The sequence below is a fragment of the Flavobacterium sp. genome (genome assembly GCF_039930565.1).
Lineage (GTDB): Bacteria > Bacteroidota > Bacteroidia > Flavobacteriales > Flavobacteriaceae > Flavobacterium.
On record NZ_JBDTTP010000018.1, the window covers coordinates 1 to 25,459 of the forward strand.

General features: G+C 34.0%; 18 protein-coding genes and 1 tRNA gene. 9 read left to right on the top strand and 10 right to left on the bottom strand.

The window, feature by feature from the left end; genetic code table 11:
• Window positions 1–7: 7 nt before the first annotated feature.
• Window positions 8–79 (bottom strand) — tRNA-Glu (locus ABI657_RS06655).
• A gap of 78 nt (window positions 80–157) precedes the next feature.
• Window positions 158–1,636 carry a proline--tRNA ligase gene (gene proS, locus ABI657_RS06660; RefSeq protein ID WP_348096462.1) on the bottom strand — a complete coding sequence of 493 codons (1,479 nt, stop codon included), beginning with the start codon at window positions 1,634–1,636 and terminating at the stop codon, window positions 158–160.
• Between the two features lie 100 nt (window positions 1,637–1,736).
• Between proS and ABI657_RS06665 the strand changes: the two genes are divergently transcribed.
• The 5 genes from ABI657_RS06665 (at window position 1,737) to ABI657_RS06685 (ending at window position 7,316) form a co-directional block, all read left to right on the top strand.
• Window positions 1,737–2,741, top strand: coding sequence for a hypothetical protein (locus ABI657_RS06665; protein ID WP_348096463.1), 1,005 nt, complete (start codon window positions 1,737–1,739; stop codon window positions 2,739–2,741).
• A 51-nt stretch (window positions 2,742–2,792) separates the two neighbouring features.
• Entirely contained in the window at window positions 2,793–4,286 is a 1,494-nt protein-coding gene (locus ABI657_RS06670) for a transporter (RefSeq protein WP_348096464.1), read from the top strand.
• Between the two features lie 208 nt (window positions 4,287–4,494).
• Window positions 4,495–5,808: a 30S ribosomal protein S12 methylthiotransferase RimO gene (rimO, locus tag ABI657_RS06675; protein ID WP_348096465.1), complete on the top strand. Its 1,314-nt coding sequence runs from the start codon at window positions 4,495–4,497 to the stop codon at window positions 5,806–5,808.
• Between the two features lie 48 nt (window positions 5,809–5,856).
• Window positions 5,857–6,372 (top strand): hypothetical protein, encoded by a 516-nt coding sequence (locus ABI657_RS06680; protein ID WP_348096466.1) that lies wholly within the window; start codon window positions 5,857–5,859, stop codon window positions 6,370–6,372.
• A 35-nt stretch (window positions 6,373–6,407) separates the two neighbouring features.
• Window positions 6,408–7,316 (top strand): N-acetylmuramoyl-L-alanine amidase, encoded by a 909-nt coding sequence (locus ABI657_RS06685; RefSeq protein ID WP_348096467.1) that lies wholly within the window; start codon window positions 6,408–6,410, stop codon window positions 7,314–7,316.
• A gap of 344 nt (window positions 7,317–7,660) precedes the next feature.
• Here ABI657_RS06685 and ABI657_RS06690 read toward each other — a convergent pair whose 3' ends face one another.
• The 8 genes from ABI657_RS06690 to ABI657_RS06725 all read right to left on the bottom strand — a co-directional run bounded on the left by ABI657_RS06690 (window position 7,661) and on the right by ABI657_RS06725 (window position 20,181).
• A complete protein-coding gene (locus ABI657_RS06690) occupies window positions 7,661–8,689 on the bottom strand; it encodes a porin (protein ID WP_348096468.1) in 1,029 nt (342 codons plus the stop codon).
• A gap of 552 nt (window positions 8,690–9,241) precedes the next feature.
• Window positions 9,242–10,207 carry a glycoside hydrolase family 5 protein gene (locus tag ABI657_RS06695; protein ID WP_348096469.1) on the bottom strand — a complete coding sequence of 322 codons (966 nt, stop codon included), beginning with the start codon at window positions 10,205–10,207 and terminating at the stop codon, window positions 9,242–9,244.
• A gap of 10 nt (window positions 10,208–10,217) precedes the next feature.
• The gene (locus tag ABI657_RS06700; RefSeq protein ID WP_348096470.1) at window positions 10,218–11,450 is read right to left on the bottom strand and encodes a glycoside hydrolase family 27 protein; all 1,233 of its coding nucleotides are present in this window, start codon (window positions 11,448–11,450) and stop codon (window positions 10,218–10,220) included.
• 89 nt (window positions 11,451–11,539) lie between these two features.
• Window positions 11,540–13,057, bottom strand: a complete 1,518-nt coding sequence (locus tag ABI657_RS06705; RefSeq protein ID WP_348096471.1) for a fasciclin domain-containing protein — start codon at window positions 13,055–13,057, stop codon at window positions 11,540–11,542.
• Between the two features lie 47 nt (window positions 13,058–13,104).
• Window positions 13,105–14,184: a hypothetical protein gene (locus ABI657_RS06710; protein WP_348096472.1), complete on the bottom strand. Its 1,080-nt coding sequence runs from the start codon at window positions 14,182–14,184 to the stop codon at window positions 13,105–13,107.
• Between the two features lie 4 nt (window positions 14,185–14,188).
• Window positions 14,189–15,790, bottom strand: coding sequence for a RagB/SusD family nutrient uptake outer membrane protein (locus ABI657_RS06715; protein ID WP_348096473.1), 1,602 nt, complete (start codon window positions 15,788–15,790; stop codon window positions 14,189–14,191).
• A gap of 9 nt (window positions 15,791–15,799) precedes the next feature.
• Complete coding sequence (locus ABI657_RS06720; protein WP_348096474.1) at window positions 15,800–18,988, bottom strand: TonB-dependent receptor; 3,189 nt, start codon at window positions 18,986–18,988, stop codon at window positions 15,800–15,802.
• Between the two features lie 314 nt (window positions 18,989–19,302).
• Window positions 19,303–20,181, bottom strand: a complete 879-nt coding sequence (locus ABI657_RS06725) for an AraC family transcriptional regulator (RefSeq protein WP_348096475.1) — start codon at window positions 20,179–20,181, stop codon at window positions 19,303–19,305.
• A 290-nt stretch (window positions 20,182–20,471) separates the two neighbouring features.
• On the opposite strand from ABI657_RS06725, the gene ABI657_RS06730 reads away from it, so the two are divergent.
• The 4 genes from ABI657_RS06730 to ABI657_RS06745 are packed head-to-tail and all read left to right on the top strand — an operon-like array spanning window position 20,472 to window position 25,438.
• Window positions 20,472–21,602 carry a glycosyl hydrolase gene (locus ABI657_RS06730; RefSeq protein WP_348096476.1) on the top strand — a complete coding sequence of 377 codons (1,131 nt, stop codon included), beginning with the start codon at window positions 20,472–20,474 and terminating at the stop codon, window positions 21,600–21,602.
• A 32-nt stretch (window positions 21,603–21,634) separates the two neighbouring features.
• On the top strand, window positions 21,635–23,026 hold the full coding sequence (locus tag ABI657_RS06735; RefSeq protein ID WP_348096477.1) for an MFS transporter: 1,392 nt from the start codon (window positions 21,635–21,637) through the stop codon (window positions 23,024–23,026).
• 25 nt (window positions 23,027–23,051) lie between these two features.
• Window positions 23,052–24,242: a glycosidase gene (locus ABI657_RS06740; RefSeq protein WP_348096478.1), complete on the top strand. Its 1,191-nt coding sequence runs from the start codon at window positions 23,052–23,054 to the stop codon at window positions 24,240–24,242.
• Between the two features lie 5 nt (window positions 24,243–24,247).
• A complete protein-coding gene (locus ABI657_RS06745; RefSeq protein ID WP_348096479.1) occupies window positions 24,248–25,438 on the top strand; it encodes an AGE family epimerase/isomerase in 1,191 nt (396 codons plus the stop codon).
• Window positions 25,439–25,459 lie beyond the last annotated feature (21 nt).

Consider the following 25,459-nt stretch of genomic DNA (forward strand, 5'->3'; position numbering starts at 1 on the left):
AAAATAGTAGCCCGTAGCGGAATCGAACCGCTCTTACATGGATGAAAACCATGCGTCCTAACCGATAGACGAACGGGCCCTGCTTCTCTAATGCGGATGCAAAAATACAACTATTTTTAAGATCTACAATAGTTGATGTAAAAAAAATTATTTTTTTTTAATATGCCTTAGCAAACAGCACTCTCTTAGTAGATGGACTCCCAGTAAATACACAGGTTCCCTCCTCTTCTACATGACTTAAAGGAATGCAACGAATCGTTGCTTTTGTCAGGTCTTTTATTTTTTCCTCAGTAGCTGCTGTACCATCCCAATGGGCACAGACAAAACCACCTTTAGTATCTAAAATCACCTTAAACTCCTCAAAGCTATTTACTTCTGTAATATGTGTATTGCGATAGTCCAATGCTTTGTTAAATAAATCCGTCTGAATCTGCTCTAACAACACATTTACATAATTTATAATTTCATCTTTTGAAACTACTTCCTTAGACAATGTATCACGTCTTGCAACTTCAAAAGTTCCGTTTTCCAGGTCTTTTGGACCCACTGCAATTCGAACAGGAACTCCTTTCAATTCCCATTCTGCAAATTTGAAACCTGGCTTTTGCGTTGTTCTGTCATCGTATTTAACTGAAATTTTTAATTTTTTAAGTCCGGCTGTTAATTCATTAACGGCAGTTGTAATTTCAGCAAACTGTTCATCTGTTTTATAAATTGGCACTATAACAACTTGTATTGGTGCCAAATTTGGAGGAAGAACCAATCCCAGATCATCAGAATGTGTCATAACCAGAGCTCCCATCAAACGAGTCGAAACTCCCCACGAAGTTCCCCAAACGTGTTCTTGTTTTCCTTCGGCATTTGCAAACTTTACATCAAATGCTTTTGCAAAATTCTGTCCTAAAAAGTGAGAAGTTCCTGCCTGCAATGCTTTTCCATCCTGCATCAGAGCCTCAATACAATACGTTTCATCAGCTCCGGCAAAACGTTCTGTTTCGGTTTTTATACCCTTAACCACAGGAATTGCCATAAAGTTCTCCGCAAAATCAGCATATACATTCATCATTTTTTCAGATTCTTCAATTGCTTCTGCTTTTGTGGCATGTGCTGTATGACCCTCCTGCCATAAAAATTCAGCAGTTCTTAAAAACAGACGTGTACGCATTTCCCAACGTACGACATTTGCCCATTGGTTAATTAATAAAGGTAAATCTCTATATGACTGCACCCAACCTTTATATGTAGACCATATAATTGCCTCGCTTGTTGGACGAACAATAAGTTCTTCCTCTAATTTAGCATTCGGATCAACCATTAGTTTTCCGGGTTTATCAGGATCATTTTTTAATCTGTAATGTGTTACAATAGCACATTCTTTTGCAAATCCTTCGGCATTTTTTTCTTCTGCTTCGAACATGCTTTTTGGCACAAATAAAGGGAAGTATGCGTTTTGATGTCCAGTTTCTTTAAACATTCTGTCAAGCTCAGCCTGCATTTTTTCCCAAATAGCATATCCGTATGGCTTAATTACCATACATCCTCTAACTCCTGAATTTTCGGCTAAATCTGCTTTAACAACCAGTTCGTTATACCATTTCGAATAATCTTCTGATCTTGTAGTGAGGTTCTTACTCATATTGAATAGTTTGGCACAAATTTTGTTTTATTTTTTTAACTAAATAGTTCCGCAAAACTAACTATTTTTGTAATGTGCAACAATAAAAAACACCACAGATATGAAAACTTATATTTATCTCAGACAAAACTCAACTCATTTCTATTTAATTGGATTATTGAGTTTTCTATTAGCATCGTGTGGTTCTTACCAAAACACTTCATACAATGACAATGATGGGGTTTATGGCAATACCCGCACCTATAATCAACAAACCACTAGTACTGCTAATAGTCAATATAAAGATTATTTCAGTTCCTTACAAGATGAAAATGTACCAACTGAAATTTTTACAGACGTAGATACCTATGGGAACTATGCTGAAAACGACAGCACGCAAACTACCTCAACAGCTTATCCGGCATGGGGAAGCAGTAATTCTGAAGTATCCATAAATGTTTATTCAAATCCTATGTGGTCAACGGGATTTGGATTTGGGTTTGGATACCCATATTATGGAGGTTATTGGGGATATCCTGGATATGCTTGGGGATACTCTGGATATGGCGGATACGGCTGGGGATATCCTTACTATGGATACAGCGGTTATTACGGTGGCTATTGGGGACCTGGATACGGCGGATACTATGGAAGACCTGGATATTCGCGTTATGCCTATAACTCAGGAAGGAGAGGAACTGCAGCTTATTACAATGGAAGAAGCTATTCAGCAAACAGAAGTTATGCTACAAACAGAAGTTATTCTAACAACAGAAACTATACTACAAACAGAAGTTACAGCACTAACAGATCAGGCAATTTTACAGACAGAAGAAGCAGCAGTTATGTAAATAGCAGAAACACAACTTCAAGTCCAACCTTTACTAATAGAAGAAGTAACAGTACTCAAAATAACAATAGTACTTACAATTCATCAAGAAGATCATCTTCTAACAATACAACAACCACAAACAGAAATTATAACAATAACAACAACTCATCCCAAACGAGAAGTTACTCTCCGAGCCCATCCCGTTCGTATAATAGCGGAGGCGGAGGAAGCATGAGATCATCCGGAGGCGGAGGCGGAGGAAGATCTTCGGGAGGCGGTGGAGGAAGAAGATAATATCTTCCTACTTACAATACAACATTAATAATATATCAAACTTTAATGCAAATGAGAAAAATATTCTTCCTAGTTATCTCAGGACTAAGTTTTAGCATGTCATATTCTCAAGAAATTTCAGATGCTGTACGTTACTCTCAGGATAACCTGAATGGAACTGCCCGATTCAGAGCAATGGGTGGCGCTTTTGGCGCTTTAGGTGGAGATCTATCCTCTCTGGCTGTAAATCCTGCAGGTTCTGCCATTTTTTCAAATAATCAGGTTGGTGTGACATTTAACAACCAAGGCATTAAAAACAACTCTGATTATTTTAACACAAAAACCAGCACCAAAGAGAATGCTTTTACTTTAAATCAGGGTGGAGCTGTTTTTGTATTTCATGATGGGAATCCTAATAATAACTGGAAAAAAATTGCTATTGGGGCTACTTTTGAAACTACCAACAACTTCGATAATAATATTTTTTCAAAAGGAACCAATTCAAACTCTATAGACGGTTATTTTTTAAATTACGCCAATAGATCAACCTCTTCTCCAAGTTATATTAAAAATGCATACTACGAAGATTTATCCTATGTTGAGCAACAAACCCACTTAGGACTTAACGGAAATGTTATTCAGGCTTCCAACAACAACATTTACCTAAGTAATGTTCCGGCGGGTGGCAACTACGACCAGACCAATGAAGTTTACACCAGAGGATACAACAGTAAATTAGGGTTTAATATTGCAACATCTTACATAGACCGTCTTTATTTAGGTGCGAATTTGAACGTTCATGTTACTGATTACAGAAGATCAAGCAGCTTTTATGAGTCGAATTTAAATGATCTTCAGCCGAATGAAACTATTTCTAACGTACGTTTTAACAATGAATTGTATACGTATGGTAATGGATTTTCTTTTCAATTAGGAGCCATTGCTAAAGTGACAGAAGCATTTAGAGTTGGTTTGGCATACGAATCTAATACGTGGTATGAACTTTATGATGAACTGTCTCAGAGTTTATATTCTACAACAGAGAACAATGCAAATCAGGCATTTGATTATGATGTAAATCCAAAAATTACAAATGTTTACGATTCCTATACTTTACAGACTCCGGGAAAAGTTACTTTTAGTGCAGCCTACGTATTTGGAAAATCAGGCTTAATTAGTATTGATTATGCTATTAAAGATTATGCTAATACAAAGTACAAACCTACCAATGACTCAGGTTTCAGACAAATAAACAATCAGATTAATGAGCAGTTAACCAACAATGGTGAATTAAGAATCGGTGGCGAATACAAGATAAAAAGATTAAGTGTTCGAGGCGGATACCGTTTTGAAGGAAGTCCTTATAAAAACGGAACAACAATTGGGGATTTAAAAAGCTATTCAGGCGGTTTAGGTTATAATTTCGGATCAACTAAATTAGATTTGGCTTACTCCTACTTAGAAAGAGAATCGAATCAGGGATTTTTTAACGTGGGTTTAACTGATACTGCCAATATTAAGTCGAAGCTTAATACTGTTTCTTTGACTTTATTATTTGAATTGTAATTAAGAACAAATAAATGAATGGAAATCCGTTAGGTCATACCTGACGGATTTTTTTTAGCCCTGATGGAAGTGGTATCCTTTTGTGGCGGGGTTCGCCACAAAAGATATAACGCACAGCAGGAATAGCTCCTGAAAAATGACTAAAAGAAACCTAAATAAGCGGTGTTTGGATAAAAAAGCGTAATTTTGCACTCCAATTTATAAAAGTATGAGAACCAAGTCTTTAAAAAAGAACAAAATTAACGTAATCACTCTTGGGTGTTCGAAAAATGTATATGATAGTGAAGTACTGATGGGACAGCTTCGTGCCAGTGGTAAAGAAGTACAACATGAGGCGCCTGCTGCAGAAGAAGGAAACATTATCGTAATCAACACTTGTGGTTTTATTGATAATGCAAAAGCAGAATCGGTAAACATGATTTTGGAATATGCTGATAAAAAAGACAGAGGTTTGGTGGACAAGGTTTTTGTAACCGGATGTTTATCGGAACGATACAGACCTGATTTAGAAAAAGAAATTCCGAATGTAGATCAATATTTTGGTACAACCGAATTACCTCAGCTATTGAAAGCTTTGGGAGCCGATTATAAACATGAATTATTAGGAGAACGTTTAACAACAACTCCAAAAAACTACGCTTACTTAAAAATTGCTGAAGGTTGTGACAGGCCCTGCAGCTTTTGCGCGATTCCGCTTATGCGTGGAAAACATGTTTCTCAAACTATTGAAAAATTGGTTAAAGAAGCAGAAGGCTTAGCAAAAAACGGAACTAAAGAATTGATTTTAATCGCTCAGGACTTAACTTATTATGGTCTTGATATATACAAAAAGAGAAATCTTGCTGAACTTTTAGAAGCCCTGGCAAAAGTAGAAGGCATTGAATGGATTCGTCTTCATTATGCTTACCCTACAGGTTTCCCGATGGATGTTTTGGAGCTAATGAAACGAGAACCTAAGATTTGTAATTATATTGATATTCCATTACAACATATTTCAGATAGTATTTTAAAATCAATGCGTCGGGGTACAACCCAGGCAAAAACGACTCAATTATTAAAAGATTTTCGTGCTGCGGTTCCGGGAATGGCAATTAGAACTACATTGATAGTTGGATATCCCGGTGAAACCCAGGAAGATTTTGAAATTTTGAAAGATTTTGTTCAGGAAATGAAATTTGACAGAATGGGATGTTTTGCTTATTCTCATGAAGAAAACACACATGCCTATTTACTGGAAGATGATGTTCCTACTAATGTAAAGCAAGCCAGAGCTAACGAAATAATGGAATTACAGTCTCAGATTTCATGGGATTTGAATCAGGAGAAGATCGGTCAGGTTTATAAATGTATAATTGACAGAAAAGAAGGAGCTCATTTTGTGGGAAGAACCGAATTTGACAGTCCGGATGTTGATAATGAAGTTTTAATAGATGCATCGAAACATTACGTAAAAACAGGTGAATTTATTAATATCAAGATAATAGAAGCAACAGAATTTGATTTATACGGAGAACCTGCTTAAATTTACAGTAATAAGTATCGAATTATCAACTTAGATAAAAAACACTTTATGAAACCTATTCAATCTATCTTACTTTTAGTTTTTACTTTATTAATTTTTAATTCTGTTTCGGCACAATATGGAAATGGATATAATAATGGATATGGAAATAATGGCTACGGTAGAGGTGGCGGAATGGACAGAAGTATGATGCAGGGACAACAAAGTTCTCCGAGCAAACCTAAAGAAGTTCCTGTTGAAGAAACTGCAGCCAAAATAGTAGAACAAATGAAGCCAGAAGTAAATCTTGATGAATTACAAGCCATAGCCATTGCAAATGTTTTAGCTGACAGTATGAGAGAACAAGGTGTTCTTTTGAAAAACGAAAGCAGTAGCCAGGATCAGAAAATTGAACAAATAACAGCATTAAGAGAAGCAACTACAAAAAAAATAAATGCTTTTTTAAGTCCTGCACAAATAGAAAAATACAATGTTTTTATGACTAATTTTAAGGAGATAAAAAAAACAAAGTCTAAAAAGAAAAAAGATTATAAAGAAACAAAAGAAGAAATAATTAAAGAATAATTGTTTTAATTTTAAAACTTACAATATAATTTACCATGTTAAAAAGACATCTTTTTTACCTGATTCCTGCAATTATAATTACTTCCTGCGCTACAAAAAACCCTTATAAAGCTACTGAAAAAGTTTACGATCAACAGTTAAAAACTTTAGAAAACCAGATAACAAGCAAACAAGTTGAATCTATACCAACAATAGCTCCTGTAATTATAGACACTACTTACGCTTCACAACTAGGCATTGTAAAAGACTCACTGTCAAAAACCGGATCAACACCTTTATTAAATGGCATTAATACAGAATGGGTAGGAACGGTTAATTTTAATTTAAGAAAACCGAGTTTCATTATCATACATCATACTGCACAGGACTCCTTACAACAAACTATCAGTACGTTTACAAAAACAAAAACACAGGTGAGTGCGCACTACATAATTTCTGAAAACGGAAAAGTGGTTCAGATGCTAAATGATTATTTAAGAGCCTGGCATGCAGGTGCTTCAACGTGGGGAAAAAATACAGATCTGAATTCAACTTCGATTGGTATTGAGCTGGATAATAATGGTTTTAAACCTTTTAGTGAATCTCAAATTGCAAGCTTGATTGCACTTCTGACAAAATTGAAAAAAGATTACAACATTCCAACACAAAATATATTAGGCCATTCTGATATTGCTCCAGGGAGAAAACAGGACCCAAGCGCTCTTTTTCCATGGAAAACATTAGCAGAAAAGGGATTTGGAATATGGCCGGATGAATTTTTAGAAGAAGCTCCTTTTGATTTTCAAATTGAACCTGCGTTGCGAATTATTGGATATAATACCAAAAATCTGTCTGCAGCAATAATGGCTTTCAAATTGCATTATATTCAAACCGACATAAGCGTAACTTTAGACAGAAAAACAATAGACACTATTTATTCTATTTACAAAAAACAACTGCAATAAAATTACATTTTTAAAATTATAATGCGTTTCTAAGTTTTTATTTAGAAACGCATTTTTTAATGTTTAGTTTGTCTTAAGATCTGTAATTGAACTATTCCAATTATTGTTCTTGTGCCCATTGTTCGTTTTATTTTACACACACAATTCTAACTAAATTCCTCTGTAAGCAAATATTTCTTATGTTACTACTCAAAAATAATCTAATATTTACAAATCAGCATTATATATTTTTATGAGGTGAGAAATAAAAAAGCTGCCAAAATTTTACAATTTTGACAGCTTCCAAAAAAAAAAAAATATCAATCTTTATCTCTAGAAAAGAGAGTATGTTAAATAATGCATTCTTAGAATCCGTATACCACAGCTAAAAGTACTTGAGAAGCAGATTTAGTAGGAAGTAAATCCGAATCTACGAACACTTCGTCTGAATTAGAATCAAGTCTAAACTCTGGAATTATAGTTAAACCGTTTATTTTATAATTTCCTGACAAAGTCAAAGCTGTAACATCATTATCTCCAGAACCTTCTTTCTTTTTAAAATATTCTGCACGTAATCCTAAAGCAAAAGCATCAGTAATTGCATAAGATGGGTACAATGCTGCTCCAGTATAACCTACATCTCCTTCGTTTGAAAAATCAGCAGCGTTTACACCTAATTTGAATTTATCTGATATTTGAAATGTTGCAGTCAAATCAACAATAGTACCACTTACAGAACCATCCATAAAGTTCAAATAAGCACTAGCTTTATCAGCTACAAAAGATAATTGACCACCTACGGCATTTAATCCTTTTTGTGGATCAGCCTGATATGAATTCCAAGTGTCATTAAACAAACCTAGCATTGCGCCAAATTTCTCAGTTATTGCATAATTCGCTTTAATACCAGCATTTTGGAATGGTCCGTTGGTAAACAAATATGAAGTAGAGTAGTGAAAATTAGATACAGGAGATATTACCTCGTACCCAATAAAGGTTCCCATATACCCTGCAGTCAGACTAAGTTTATCAGAAACTTCATACGTAGCATACAAATTTTGGATATGGAATGAGTTAAAGCCATTACCCTCATCATATGTCCCGTCTGAGTTTGGTATTGATTGAAATTGACCTCTAGGCCCAAAAGAAATTTCACCTACAAAAGATACATTTTTTATTTTTTTCTTCAAAGCGATATCTAACATTCCTAAAGAAACAGAATTGTGATCTGTTGCAAAGCTTGTTGGTATATTACTAGTTTTAGCAAAATCATATTTGTAATATAAATCCCCAGAACCTGTAATTTCTAAAGGAGTTGATTCTGGTGCGTCATCTTGTGCAAATGCAATACTTGTTGTTAAGGCTAATGATAAAATACAAAATACTTTTTTCATGTGTAATTGGTTTTAGTTATTAATTGATTCTGGTTAGTTAAATTTTTATCTCTTATTTATGAATATGTTTTCACTTTTGAACTTCAAATCTCCTTCAAACACCCTCATTTTCATCAGCGAATTTATCAACTTTTTATATGACTAAAAGAATCGAAATCTATTTTTTTACTGTTTTACATGAAGAATTATGGATTACAAAAATTAAATTAAAAATAATCGTTATTTCACATTTATACGGATTGGTTTTTAAAAATACAATAACGATATTTTATCAATTTAGACTTAAATATTACACTACTAAATATTTTAACCTATAATAAGCGACTAAAAACGGAAAAATTTAGTCCAAAAAAATTATATACCCCCATATAAAATAGGGGTATGTTTTATTTTTTAAAAAAATTAATAATGTTGATGGTTTTTAATTCGATTTCGATATCAAAAAAATAATGATCTAAATTCTTACAAAATTAAATACTTACCCAAGAAATATTAAACTAAAAAGCCTGTTCAGGAAATGAACAGGCTTAGTATAGAATTATAATATTTAATTCATTTTTCCGAATTATATTTTTTTAGGAACTCACGAACCTTAATACCTGATTCTTTTAGATCCTTGTACTTCCAATTACCCTGAGAATCTGCTGATTTTTGTAATATGGAACAGGTTTCATCTTTATCTGAAACAGACCAGGTAATCCAGCTTAATTTCCTCTCTTCCATCCAATCTATATAATCCTGCCATGCTTTCATATCTAATGGCCCATCACCTGTTGCTTCCATTCCGGCAGATTCTGAAATAAAAATCGGCAAACCATTTTTAATGGCTTCATCAGTCCGGTCACGCAATTCTTTTCCGTGTGTGGCAGCGTAGAAATGCATTGTATACATTAAATTATCATATCCTAGTATTGGATCTGCAGCAGGAAGATCAACATCCTGATCCCATCTTGGTGAACCGATCAGGATAATATTTTTCGGATCGTTTTCTCTGATAACCTTAATTACTTCTTCGGCATAATCCTTAATTTCAGGCCATGATTCATGATCAGGCTCATTGAAAATCTCATAAATTATATTAGGATACTTGTTGTATTTTTGAGACATTTCAGCAAAAAATGCTTTAGCTTCATTTAAATTGATGTTATGACTGTGCCAATCGATAATAACATATATATTTGATTTTATAGCCCCTTTTATTACTGACTCAATTTTATCTTTTGAGAATTCAGGATTCTTTATATAGCCCTTTTCTCCTAATTCGATTCCCATGGCTGCGCGTACTACATTACAATTAAAATCTTCCTTAAGCCAGTTTACCGATTTTTCATTGTAAAAACGAGGCCACATGCTATGCCAGCCAAAACTCATTCCGCGCAACACAACAGGAACATGGTTTTGATCCACCAACTGAGTTCCACGGACATTTAACTGACCATGTTTTTTTACAAACTGTGCGTTTAATAAATCAAAAAACAGCAACAATAACATTGTTAAAAATTTAGCCTTTAATTTCATTTGAAAGAGTTTATGGAATTAATTTTAGAGTAATTACATCATGTGAAGCAATTTCAGAAATAAAATTCTTTTTGGTATTTCCTGCTTCTTTATTTTTCCAAAGATCTTTTATTTTAAATGTTTTTTTATTAAAATCGGCTTCGTAACCAAAATCTGTATCTTTAATAGTATTCTTATTCCAGTCGAAATTAATTTTTTTGGCAACATCACTCCTGTTTAGGAAAGTTACTGCCCAATTTTCGTCAGCTAAAGGTTTTACCCAAACTTCCAACCCGTTATCTTCAAAATATTTAAATCCCTGAATACCTAATTTATCCTGATTTACTGCGATTAATTCTTTGTTCGTTAAGATTGCTAACGTTTCCTTGGACATTTTTCTATAGTCATTTCCGCTAAACAATGGTGACGCCAGCATACACCATAAACTAAAATGCGCTTTATCTTCTATATTATTCATTTCATTGCCTACTTCCATCATATCAAAATCATTCCAATGATCAGGACCAGAATACTTACGGATATCTTTTCGCATATCTGCAATTTTCATAAATCCCCATGAAGACCAATTTTCAGGATGTTTGAATTCACAATCAAAACATGGGTAAATATCTCCTGAAATCCTCCATAAGTTCCCAACTGGTTTCCCCCACTCCCAAGGCTTGTTATCACCCCATTCGCAAAGACTAAAGACAATAGGCCTTCCGGCAGTCTTCAAGGCATTACTCATGGTACTGTAGGCTTCTGGCGCTGTGATTCCTTTTGTATTGCACCAATCATATTTTAGGAAATCGATTCCGAGCTTGGCATAAAAACGAGCATCTTGATATTCATAACCTCTTGTTCCCGGATATCCGGCACAAGTTTGAGTACCGGCACAATTGTACAGGCCAAATTTCAAGCCTTTACTGTGGACATAATCAATAACAGGTTTCATTCCATTAGGAAACTTAACCAAATCCGGAACAAGATCTCCGTTTGCATCACGTTCTTTTGCCATCCATCCATCATCCAATACAATATAGTTGTAACCGGCAGCAGCCATTCCGGAAGAAACCATTATATCTGCAGTTTCTTTTACCAGTTTTTCATCGATATTGGTGGCAAAAGTATTCCAGGAATTCCACCCCATTGGAGGTGTCATGGCGAGGCCTTCGAATTTTCCGGCAGCTTGCATATGCGTATTACCTTGGCCGAAACTTAAGACTGATACACTTAAAACCAGTAATAAAATTATTTTCTTCATTTTAATTAAATTTAAAACCACTATAAAAAGATATTCCCTAATTTTTAATTAGGGAATATCTTAGACTAATTCAAATAACAATCGTTTCATTATTTCAGCACAAAACCAATATTATCAAACAATACGGTATTACCTCCATCATTATTAGATTCCTGAAAAGTAAGCATCGTAAGACTGGAAGGGCTACCTAATGCACTCAAAGGAATTTCCATGTAAACCCATGAAGTTGTTACTGGAATTACAAAATTCGTGCCTCCGTTTACGTTAAAATTAACCTGGCCATTTTTAGAACCTTTTACAGCAATTCTAAGTGACTTGTAAGGAGACATATCGAAATAAAAACCCCAGTTTCCACCATCCCAACCTCCAAAAACCCAACGCCAGGACTTGGTCCCCTGATATGAATCTCCGCCGTAATTAAGATCAACACCTTGACCAGACCAAGGGCCACCCCATTGTACACCTCGCAATTCATCATCATATAATGCTGTACCTATTGCCTCAACTGCAGTTCCTGTACCTACACTGTTCGTTACAGAGATTTTTCTATGATTAGCATTTTCCGGTATTTTTACAACAATTTTATCTAATGTGTAATGTACTATCGTAAGTGATATTTCTGGCTGTGTGGCAGTTGCAGAAAGAGTAACTATCGGACTTATAAAACCATCTCCAGATATTGTTACCTCATCTCCAGATACAGCATTTATTGGACTAAAACTATTAATAGTTGGTGGTGCAGGTTCTATTCCAACTTTAACCTGATTGGACTTGCCGTAATTTGTTTTAACCGTTAAAAGACCATATTCAAAATTGGAAGGGATTTTTACATCAAATTTTGTCGTTGTTAAAGTGCCCGGTATAATATCCAAATTAGCGCTGCCCAATGTAACAAGTGGAGTATTATAAAAATTAATTCCCGTAACTGTAACTATTTCCCCTGAGACCGGATATTTATTAGATATACTATTAATGAAAGGTGCTTTAGGCAAACTTCCTAAATTGCCCACTATATGTATAATCGCATTTTCTGACGTAATATCTTTTGCAGATGCAGCTACGCTTTCACCAGCAATTGTAAGTGTTTGAATACTCCTGTCATAATTATCCTGAATTCCAATAATCAAAGAATTATCCATGGATTCAAAATCCTTAAACAATGAGGCTATTGAAACATATGTTTTAGACTCTAAATATTCAGCACCAATAGTTTCATCAAGATCTGAAGAAGGATTCATAGGATCAACAACAATTCTTTCAACCCTTTTTATTCCAGGGATAATGTAACCTAATATTATTTTCTTCAATTCCAGCTTTGGAACCTGATCCACGGTTGAATATCCATTTTTTTCAAAATAAATCTCCAAAGCATTATTATTAGGTGCAAAAATAGTAAGCGGTATAATCTTAGACAAAGAGTCTAAAGATTTATCCAATCCGGTACTTTCCAATGCTTTATAAAAAATAATTAAGTCAGGATTTTTAGATAGTGTTTCTACAAGTGATGCTTTATTCTGTTTTTCTTCCTGTTCATATTTATCACATGACACAATTATAGTAGCTAACAATAATAGAATTGCCAAATACCTAGAAATTATTTTTTTCATGATTTTTTTATTTATTGTTTTTAAAATTCCATCCACATTTTTTTCTACTATATAAAACCAATATCGTCTAAGAAAATATTCGCAGAAGTACCATTTAAATCTCTAATATACAGTCTTTTTACAGTTGTATCAGATTCATCTAAATCAATAAGATCCTTAACAGGAATACTAATATGATTCCATTTGCCTGGCTCTAACTGGACTTCAATACCATATTTGTCACCACTTGCAGTATTTTCGTCTAACCCTTCACCAGATTTAATAGAAAATCTTAAATTTCTAACAACATCCGGACGTACTGAAATTTTCAAATAAGTATATTCTTTTACATCTACTGGTTCAAAATCTATCCAGGCCAAGCTCCACCCTCCGGTCACTCTCTTGATTGAATGAGTACCTCTGCTAACTAGCTCTGTACTGGCAAAATTTTCTGAGCCTCCCCAATTACCAGAACCAACAGGAGTAGCACTACCTGAAAAATCATCTCCAAAAATCAAGTAATCAATACCTAATGATAATGGATTAGATAAACCATAAGCACTTAATACCACCAAATCTCCTGAATCTTTAAAACCCGCCGGCACTTTTACTTGTATTTGTGTAGTTGTTGGAGTTCTTACAGTTGTTGCCAAAACCCCTCCTATCGTTACAGAAATTGGCTGGTAAGCTTTAATGGTCAAAATATCACCTGCATCTGGTATTGCTTTTGCAGCATTTAAAATTTCAGGATCTGGATTTGCAACTGGAAATGGATACACCAAAGTCCCCAATCCTGTATAAAATTTAAAACTATTGTTTATTACCTTGTTATTATATAAAATTGCAGAAGGTATGGTTACAAAAACTCCATTATTTGTTACCATTGTTGCGTTAAAGGTAATTTCAACATCATTATAAGTGATTTTTGATAAAGTTGCTAAACCAGCTCCTTTTATGTAATATAAGTTTTCAGTGTAAGCTTCCTCTACTGGCTCAAGTATACCTGCATAATCTTCAACTTTTGTTGCATTGACACTTTCAATACTTAATGTGTTATTCTCAGAATCATTGTTATCACAGGATGAAAAAACAAAAAGTATTACTAAGAAAACATTAAATAAACGCATTATTGATTTTATCTTTTTCATAATATTATTTTTTTGTATATGGAACTGGAGCATCATTTAATCTTGGATTTTTTTGAACCTCGAAGGCTGGAATTGGAAAAATAAATGAGGACGAACTTACAGAACTCACATAATAAGAATTTGCTATTGTACCTCTATTTTGTTTTAAGATTAAATCAACCGCAGAACTTCGGTCAAACCTACATAAATCAAACCAGTACTCTCCTTCAAAAGCTAGTTCTGCTCTTCGCTCCTTAAGCAGCTGCAAATCTGTCAATTTAGTCGTATATCCAAGCAATCCCGCTCTTTTTCTTATAACATTAACTGCATTTATTGCCTCCGGATCACTTGTTGAAGTGTTCCCTGCCAAAATAGCTTCTGCTAATATAAGATACACTTCAGCGTAGCGCATTAGATAAGTATTATTTCCATATCCATGATTATCAGGATCCTCATCACCTGCATACTTACTGCTTCTTCCAACAACATACTTTTTTATTCCCGCTCCCGAGTTTTGCGCACCAAAATTAGCATCTGTAGAAGTATCATAAGAAGATCCTTGTTTTGACTGGAGATAACTATATTTATCACCTTTAATCATATAAGTTTCTTTTCTTCTTTTGTCTTCATAGGTAACCCCTCCTAATTCATAAATCTCAAATGCTGTTTTCATCAAATCCTGAGAAGGAGCATAAACACCGTTATAGGTAGCTGCTGTTAACGACGAACTGCCAGCATAGACTGTATTGCTGTAATTTGCAGCAGAATATCCGCCACCAGTTACCCATTGTATTGCCGCAATTGTTTCTTCATTATTATTATTAGCCGTTGAATACAAATCACCAAAAGATTTATCACTCAGTTCAGGACCACCCAAAAGCTTAAACTCCCCGGAATTAATAACTTCCATTGCTAAGTTTTTTGATTGTGTAAATTTATTTTGATATAAATACACTTTAGCCAGCATTGCTTTAGCAGAACCGCTGGAAACTCTTGCATTACTTTCATAATCAGATGTTCTGCTTTTTGTTTTAAGCAATTTAGAAGCTTCAATCAGATCATTTTCGATAAAGGTATAGATACTTGCTGTAGTGTTGGGAGGCACGTTGTAGTTATCAAAAAAGTCATAACTATTTTCAATAATTGGAACTGCTGCATAAAGTCTAACTAAATAAAAATAAGCAAGAGCCCTCATAAAATGAGCCTCTCCCAAAGCATTGTCTGTTACATTTGGTGTTACATTTGGACCTACATATTTGGGTAAGTTAATTAATACTGCATTAGATTGCGCTACCACAGAATATAGCCCCTTCCAGGCACTCAGCAAATTAGAATCTGTTGACCTGTGCATCAGTGAACCAAAACTTCCCGGATCAAAACCAGTCATATTACCGGAACTTATTTCTAACATAAGATGATAAGGGCCATTGTAAAAATCAAACCAGACATTGCAATACAAACCGTTTGTAGAATTCTCCACCAACTTATCATTTTGATATGCAGTTTCTAAAGTATATGAATCTTCCTGCTTAACATCTAAATAATCATCCTGACAAGATGTAATCGTAAAAAAGAATAACACTGCAAATAATTTGAGTATTACGTTATATTTTATATTTTTTTTCATGGCTGTTTTTTAAAATTCAATATTTAAACCTAGTGTAATAGTTCTTGAAGAAGGATAACGTCCATTGTCAACACCATTTAACAAAGCATCCTGATTGTATTTTCCTACCTCCGGGTCATATCCTGAGTAATTAGTAAAAGTGTATAAATTTTGAATGCCTGAATAAATCCTTAAATTACTTAATCTAATTTTATTTAAAAGATCCTTGGTAAATGAATAAGACAGACTAACATTTTGAATTCTGACATATGAACCGTCTTCTATGTATCGATCAGATATTTCGCCATTTGCCAAAGTGTCATCATTTCCTGCCGCTCTTGGAATATTAGAAGTTGTGTTTGCAGGATTCCAAAAATTACTAGCCTCTATCAATTGATTTGTATAATAACGATTTTGAACACCCGCACGCCTTGTCAGATTTAGAACTTCATTACCCTGACTCCCCTGAATAAATACAGATAATTCAACCGCCCCATATTTAAATGAATTTGTGAATCCAAAAGTAAAGTCAGGGTGAGGAGAACCTATTTTAGTACGATCATTGTCATCTATATAACCATTATTATCAACATCCATATAAAGTGCATCTCCTAAACGCGATTGTTCATAACTTGTACCCAACTTAACTAATGGTGCCTTAGCCAACTCCTCATTATTTTTGATAACCCCTAAGTATTTAAATCCATAAAAGTTACCTACCGACTCCCCAACAGTGGTATTGGTTACATTTCTTAAAGTGTAATCGTTAATATTAACGGAGCGTAAAAGGTTTGTTAAACCATCCAAAGACAAAACTTTGTTTTTATATTTGGAAACAATCAAATTAGAGCTCCATGAAAATTTATCAGAGAAATTTTTAGTCATGTTTACAGATAAATCAAACCCTTTATTTTCCATATCTCCTAAATTTTTCCATGGAGCATCAATACCTCCTGAATAAGAAGCAGACCCTGTTAAATAAGTAGGATAATCCGGTTGATACAAAAAGTCTTCCGAAAGTTTTCTATAAACATCAAAACTTACATTTAAAAAGGAATTAAATAAGGAGAAATCAACACCTAAATTAGTTTGTTTAGAGACTTCCCATTTTAAATCCGGATTTTCGTAATTCGATATTGCCGTACCAGATCCTAAACCAGTAGTTACTGTTTTTATCGTTTCAGTAAATCTATTTCCTGGAATTTGCTGGTTACCAGTCTGTCCATAACCTGCTCTAAATTTAATATTGCTAACAACGGGTTTTGTTTCACTCATAAATGATTCTTCCGAAAGTTTCCAATATCCGGAAATAGCAGGAAAATAAGCCCATTGCTTTCCTTTAGCAAATTTAGAAGAACCATCTGCCCTGAACGAACCTGAAATTCCATATTTATTAAGAATATCAAAATTTACCCTTGTAAAATAAGAGTTTAATGTTGCAGCACCCGTATACCTTCCATCTAACAAAACTTTCTTTGGGTCTGCAAAAGCAATATCCCTATTATCATTAGACAAAAAACCGCTACCCTTTAATCCATAGCCGTTCCAATTAGAACCATTAGTTTCCTGTCCTAAAAGTAAAGTGAAGTTATTTTTTGAAAAACTTTTATTGTAAGTCAATAAGTTTTTAACGTTAACACTGTAGTAGCTTTGATGATTTGTATTAATAGTAGCCACTTCATTCTCAACCCTACCCCATTTATAGCTTGGATTAAACGCCAGTCCATCAGAGAAGTTGATAAATGTTCCTATTTCAAATTTATACTCCCAACCTTTAGCTATATTGATATTTGTATACAGATTTGCAGAAAACTCTTTTCTTCTTAATTCATTTGTTTTGCTCAAAGCTGAAGCCACGGGATTTATAAAACTAACATAGGTCTGATCGTCTGCTGGTGGTCCTGCAAAAGTTCCGTCAGCATTTTTTACAGCCAAATCAGGTGTCGCTAATAAAGTTGTACTAATTATTCCGTTATATGAGCTATTTAATGTTATGTTTTCTTTTGAAATTGCTCCAGAAACATTCAGACCAATTTTTATCCATTCTTTTACCTTTGCATCTATATTAGACCTAAAAGTATAACGTTTAAATCCAGAGCCAACAACTGTTCCGTCTTGATTCGTATAGCCACCCGACAGGTAATAACTGATGTCATTTTTTGATCCGGAAAATGCTAGCTGATGATTAATCATAATGGCATCCTTGAAAATTTCTTTCTGCCAGTTTGTACCTTCACCTAACAATTCAGGAAAAGCAAATTCAGTTCTCGGGGTCGAAGTAACTTCCCATGGATTAGCAGGGTACTTTTGAAGAGTATTTTGAGCTATGGCATATTCACGCAAATTCATAACATCCAACAACCTCGTTTGTTGCTGCAAAGACAAACTATTTTCATAATTCAATTTTCCAGTTCCTTTCTTACCAGATTTCGTAGTAACCAAAACTACACCATTGGCACCTCTGGATCCATAAATTGCAGTTGCTGATGCATCTTTTAAAACATCAATAGACTCAATGTCATTGGGATTAATAAGTGCTAACGGACTCACCGTTACTTCACCTGAATTAGATAAGTTCGATCCGGCAACAGGTGATCTTCCCGATGTTGAAGAATTTCTTGCATCACCAGAAATTGGTATACCATCAATAACATACAGAGGTTCATTAGTACCTGAAATTGATGTAAGACCACGTATATTTACGGAAACTGAGCTTCCGGGAGCACCAGAACTGTTAGTAATAGTTACACCTGACAATTTTCCCTGCATCATCTGATCAAGGCTTATTTTAGGTGTATCTTCGAGATCTTTGGCTTTTATACTTGAAATAGCTCCTGTAATATTAGATTTCTTTTGAGTTCCGTAGCCAATTACAACTACATCTTTCAAGTCTTGAGCTACAGATTCTAAAACTACATTTATAGTAGCTTTGCCTTTCACTTCTATCTTTTGTGTAGTAAAACCAATGAAAGAAAATTGAAGTGTTGCATTATCAGGCACATTAATTGTATATCGGCCATCAAAATCAGTAGAAACTGATGTATTCTGTCCTACCACTAAGACATTTACACCCGGAATCGACAATCCCTTATCATCAGAGACTATCCCTGAAATCTTAACCTGAGCAGCAATAAAGTTACTGCACAGCAGAAATATTATTAATGGAACAACTCTGTGATTAGCATTCCAATGAATAAAATTAGTCATTAGTTTTTTCATAGTAAAGTTTGGTTAGTTTAAGTTTAAATACTTTATAAACCCGTTTAAATTCAAGTACAAATTTTTTACTGATTTATTTAACAAATCTATAACACTACGTAATGTGATATTAATAGTATTATATCATTTGATGATAATATTTTTACTTAACTAATTTAAAAAAAACACATAGTGAAATAAAAACATGTAATTTTTAAATTTTTCACAATTTAAACCTCCATAACCACTATAAAAAATAAATATTAATTAAGAAACAATCGAAATTTAAAACGATTTCGTTAAAAATAATATTTGTTTATGAAAAAAAAGTATCATTATAAAATACGCTTTAATCCAGAAAAATCTTCCCTGTACTGACTAGGCGTACAATTTTTAATAGCTTTAAAACTACGATTGAAATTGGCTATATTATTAAACCCTGATTTAAAGGCGACTTCCGATACGCTCATGTCTTTTTCAACGAGCCAGCGTGCAGCATATCCAATCCGGATATCATTAATATAATTGACAAAGGTTTTTCCCGTTCGTTTTTTTATAAACCGATTAAAAGAAATTATAGACATATTAGCAACATTTGCAGCATCTTCTAAAGTAATTTTATCTGCAAAATGTTTTTGTACATATTCATAAACCTGTTTCATTTTATCGTAGTCATCGAAGGTATCATAATCTACAGTATATGTAGAAAGCAGTCTTTGATTCCTGGAATTTGCAAGATCATATAATAACGAAGTAATTTCCAAAAAATAATCCATTCCATCTAATTTTGAGAGCTTTATCAATCTTGGAGTTAATTCTTCAGACACTTTTTTAGAAAACAAAATACCGTGAATAGACCGATTAAACATATCACGAATTGGATTCATAATACGTCTTGACAGCAATGATTCATGAAATAAATCATTATGAAATTGTATCGTGATCTCATGAATTTTTTTACTTGTACATTTATTTAATTCCCATCCATGATATAAATTAGGCCCAATCAAAACCAATTCAACATTGTCAATTTCTTCAATGTTGTCTCCAACAACACGTTTGACTCCTTTTCCGTTTAGGATAAAATTAATTTCGAATTCCGGATGATAATGAACCGGAAAATCAAAACTATCTTTGACTCTGTCGAAAACTAAAAAACTATCTCCACTTGAAAGCGGTGCAATTTCTCTATAAAAATTCTTAGTATTACTCATCTTACAAATATTTTTTTAAGGCATTAAATCAATAATAAATTGCAATAATATGATATATAATTGATAAAATAATACTAATGAAACAAGAAACATACCTATATCTTTGAACAATGCTTTTATCATTTTTTCAAAAAAAATAAGCATAAAAAACAGTAATCATTTTAATATACCCTAATTTTATATATATCGACAGTTAAAATCTTAAAATACTGATTTAAAAAACACTTTAAAGTCTCTAAGTCATTTTTTATAATTTTTAATGCAATGCAAATAAATTTTTTGAATAAATTATGCAAAAAACGCTCATAATACCAATTATACTTACCTGTATTGGAATTTCATGTTCCACAAAAGCAATTTCTATTGATACAAATTTGTCACTTTCAGACAAAAAAGCCACCAACGAAACTGTTTTTCTCTATAAAAAACTACACCAATTGACTAAAAGGGGATATCTTTTCGGACATCAGGACGACCTTGCATATGGTGTAAAATGGAAATATGAGGACAACCGTAGTGATATCAAAGACGTTGTTAAGGATTATCCTGCCGTTTATGGCTGGGATATTGCCGGATTAGAAAAAGACAATAAAAACAATATTGATGGTGTTCCTTTTGATAAAATGAAACAATATATAAAAGAAGCCAATGAAAGAGGAGGAATTTCAACCATAAGCTGGCATTTTGATAATCCTGCAACAGGAAAAAATGCCTGGGACAACACACCTAATTCCTTAAAAACTGTTTTGCCTAATGGTGAAAATCATCAAAAATTTGCTTTGTGGCTGGATAAGGCTGCCAGTTTCTTTTTATCATTAAAAGATAAGAATGGAAAAAATATTCCAATCCTTTTCAGACCTTATCATGAACTTACCGGCAGATGGTTTTGGTGGGGTAAAGGAAATTGTACACCAGAGGAGTTTAAAACTGTATGGAAATTCACTTTTGAATATCTGCAAAAAAAAGGTGTTCACAATTTAATTTATGTTTATAATACAAGCAGTTTCAATTCCAAAGAAGATTTTTTAGCCCATTATCCTGGTGATAATTATGCTGATATCTTAAGTTTCGATTCCTATCAAAATAATGATGATAAGGAAGGTGAAAAATTTATTGGAGAAGTACAGAAACAACTTAAAATGATAAATGAAATAGGTATTGAAAAAAATAAATTAATTGCCGTGGCAGAAGCAGGATATGAAGCTGTTCCAGATCCAAAATGGTGGACAGGAGTACTGGATAAAGCTATTGGAGATTATAAGATATCCTATATTTTGCTTTGGAGAAATCATGGCTGGCAGGAAAAAGAACAAAAAATGCACTATTATGCACCCTATTCCGGTCAAATAAGCGAGAAAGATTTTGTTAATTTTTATAATCTGGATAATACGTTATTCGAAAAAGACATTCAAAAGCACTAACTAACCTTAAATTACATCTTAAAAAAACCTAAATGCACGACAAAATCAGTTTAAAAGAAAAAATAGGGTACGGACTTGGAGACGCAGCGTCTTCCATGTTCTGGAAAATTTTCAGCATGTATCTTTTGTTTTTCTACACCGATGTTTTCGGATTGGCACCTGCTGTAGTAGGAACCATGTTTTTAATAACCCGAATATGGGACTCTTGTTTTGACCCTATTGTTGGAATTATAGCAGATCGTACCAAAAGCAAATGGGGAAAATTCAGGCCTTACTTGTTATGGGTTGCGATACCTTTTGCTGTGATCGGCGTGCTAACTTTTTATACACCTGATTTTGATGAAAAAGGAAAAATAATATATGCGTATGTAACTTATTCGCTAATGATGATGATCTATTCGCTGATCAATGTGCCCTATGCATCTTTATTGGGGGTAATGTCATCAGACAGAAAAGAAAGAACTACCTTATCCTCTTACCGCATGGTTTTTGCTTTTGGAGGAAGTCTTTTGGCACTTTGGCTTATTGAACCTTTAGTAAATTATTTCGGCGGAAGCCTAAATTCTAAAGCTGGATGGCTGGCAACAATTGCTGTTTTCGGCCTCATAACAACTATATTCTTCTGGGGCTGCTTTTTTCTTACTAAAGAAAGGGTAAAACCTATTGAAGGCGAACAAAGCAACTTAAAAGAAGACTTGCAGGACTTGCTAAAAAACAAACCATGGTGGATTTTATTAGGTGCGGGAATTGGTGCCTTGGTATTCAATTCTATTCGTGACGGAGCAGCAGTTTACTACTTTAAATATTTTGTAAGCAGCAGTGTCAATTTTGATTTTTCACTTTTCGGAACAGATTTTCACATGGCACCTACTTCTGTATATTTGGTTTTGGGACAGGCAGCCAATATTATCGGTGTAATTGCAGCTACCCCTATTGCTAACAGAATAGGAAAAAAGAAAACCTTTTTTGGAGCTATGGCTTTAGCAGCAATTTTGAGCCTTATTTTCTATTTCTTTGAAAAAGAAGATATTTTGCTAATTATGAGTTTTCAGGTTCTGATAAGCATTTGTGCAGGTTGTATTTTCCCTTTAATATGGTCCATGTATGCTGATAGTGCTGATTATTCTGAATGGAAACAGGGACGCCGTGCAACTGGTTTAATTTTCTCAGCATCCTCAATGTCACAAAAATTTGGATGGACTATTGGAGGTGCCGGAGCTGGATGGCTTTTAGGGTATTTTGGCTTTCAGGCAAATGTAGAACAAACAGCAGTTACACAAAACGGCATTCAATTGATGTTAAGTATACTTCCGGCAATTGCAGCAGTACTATCAGTTCTTTTTATTTTGTTTTATCCATTATCCGAAGAAAAACTTCAAATAATTGAACAAGATTTAAACCAAAAAAGAGACCAGGCCAATTAAAATAAAGATTTAGAAATTAATTTATATGATAGCAATAACCACTACAACTACATTTCAGGATAGAAAGTCAGCATTGGAAAAAGAACACAAAACGCTTACAGAACAAAAAAACGAGCCTCAAAATGCAATAGGAAATGGTATTTACCAGCGTTATAAAAATCCAATAGTTACTGCTGCCCATGTTCCGTTAAACTGGCGTTTTGATTTCAACGAAAAAACAAATCCTTTTTTGCAGGAACGTATCGGAATTAATGCTGCATTTAATGCAGGTGCAATGAAATGGAATGGCAAATATTTACTGGCTGTTCGCGTAGAAGGTATTGACAGAAAATCATTTTTCGCTATTGCGGAAAGTCCAAACGGTATAGACAATTTTAAGTTTTGGGATAAGCCATGCGTGATTCCACAAACTGAAGAACCTGACACTAATGTATATGATATGCGTTTGATTCATCATGAAGATGGCTGGATTTACGGCATTTTTTGTACAGAAAGAAAAGATCCTAAAGCTCCAAAAGGTGATACAAGTTCAGCTATAGCCAATGCAGGAATCGTACGTTCAAAAAATTTAGTGAATTGGGAAAGGCTTCCTGATTTGATTTCGAATACCGGACAACAACGTAATGTGGTTTTGCATCCTGAATTTGTAAACGGAAAATATGCTCTATACACACGTCCGCAGGATGGCTTTATTGATGTTGGAGCCGGTGGCGGAATTGGCTTGGGATATGTTGATGATATGGTAAATCCGGTTGTAAAGGGAGAGAAAATTATCTTTGGCAAACAGTATCATACCATTTATGAATTAAAAAATGGTCTTGGTCCTGCTCCTATTAAAACAGAAAAAGGCTGGTTGCATTTGGCACACGGTGTACGTAATACAGCTGCAGGTTTACGTTACACACTTTACATGTTTATGACCGATTTACATGATATTGCTAAGGTAACACACGTTCCTGGAGGTCATTTTATGGGACCGGAAGCTATTGAAAGAGTCGGTGATGTATCCAATGTTTTATTTTCTAACGGATGGATCGAAGATACTGACGGAACTGTATACATTTATTATGCCTCATCTGACACCAGAATGCATGTTGCTGTTTCATCAGTCGCAAAATTAGTTGATTATGTAACAAATACTCCAGCGGATACATTTACTTCTGCCGGTTCTGTAAATGCGATTATTAGTCAAATAGAAAAAAACAACAAAATATAATTATCGTGACAACAAAACTAAAACAGCTTAAAACAGAATTATCAGCAGAACTCAATTCTATTCTAGGCTATTGGTCTAAAAACGCGGTAGATAATAAAAATAAAGGCTTTATTGGCCAGATTGATCATAACGAAAATATCATTCCGGATGCAGACAAAGGGGCGGTTTTAAATACCCGGATTTTGTGGACATTTTCTGCCAGTTATCAAAACACTAAAAATGACGAACATAAAAAAACAGCAACGCGGGCATTTGAATTTTTATCCAATTATTTTTATGATCCTGAATTTGGAGGATTATTTTGGAGCATCAATTCCGATACAACACCAAAAGATACTAAAAACCAGATTTATGCTTTAGCCTTTGCCATTTATGGATTTTCTGAATATTATGTTATTTCTAAAGATGAAAAAGCATTGGCAATAGCTATTAATTTATATTTAAAAATACAAAAACATAGTTACGACCCAATAAACAAAGGGTATTTAGAAGCATTTACACGAGATTGGCAGCCTATTGAAGATTTACGTCTGAGTGATAAAGATGCGAACGAAAAGAAAACCATGAATACCCATTTGCATATTGTAGAAGCATATGCAAATTTGTATAAAGTATGGAAAGACAAAAAGCTTCAGAACACTATTATCGAATTATTACAAACCATAGAAAAACATTTCATCAATACAAAAACAGGGCACTTACGATTGTTTTTTGATGAAAACTGGAATGAAAAACCAGATGTTATATCGTATGGACACGATACTGAAGCTGCCTGGCTTTTATTGCAATGTGCTGAAATTTCAGAAAACCAGACTTTAATTGCCAAATATAAAAAACACGCTATCCAAATGACAAAGGCAGCTGAGAAGGGCTTAGATTCTGATGGAGGGTTATCGTACGAATTTGATCCTGTAAAAAAAAAAATAGTTACAGAAAAGCATTGGTGGGTTCAGGCAGAAGCGCTTATCGGCTTTTATAATGCCTATCAGTTAACAGGAGATGAAAAATATTTAGAAATCGTTTATAAAAACTGGGAATTCATAAAAAAATATATTTTAGACCCCAAAAACGGAGAATGGTTTTGGGGAGTTTATCAGGATTATTCTTTGATTGAAAAGGACAAAGCAGGATTCTGGAAATGCCCTTATCATAATAGCCGTGCTTGTCTGGAACTCATTAAAAGAATAAAACCTTAAAATTATTTTGCTTGCCTAAAA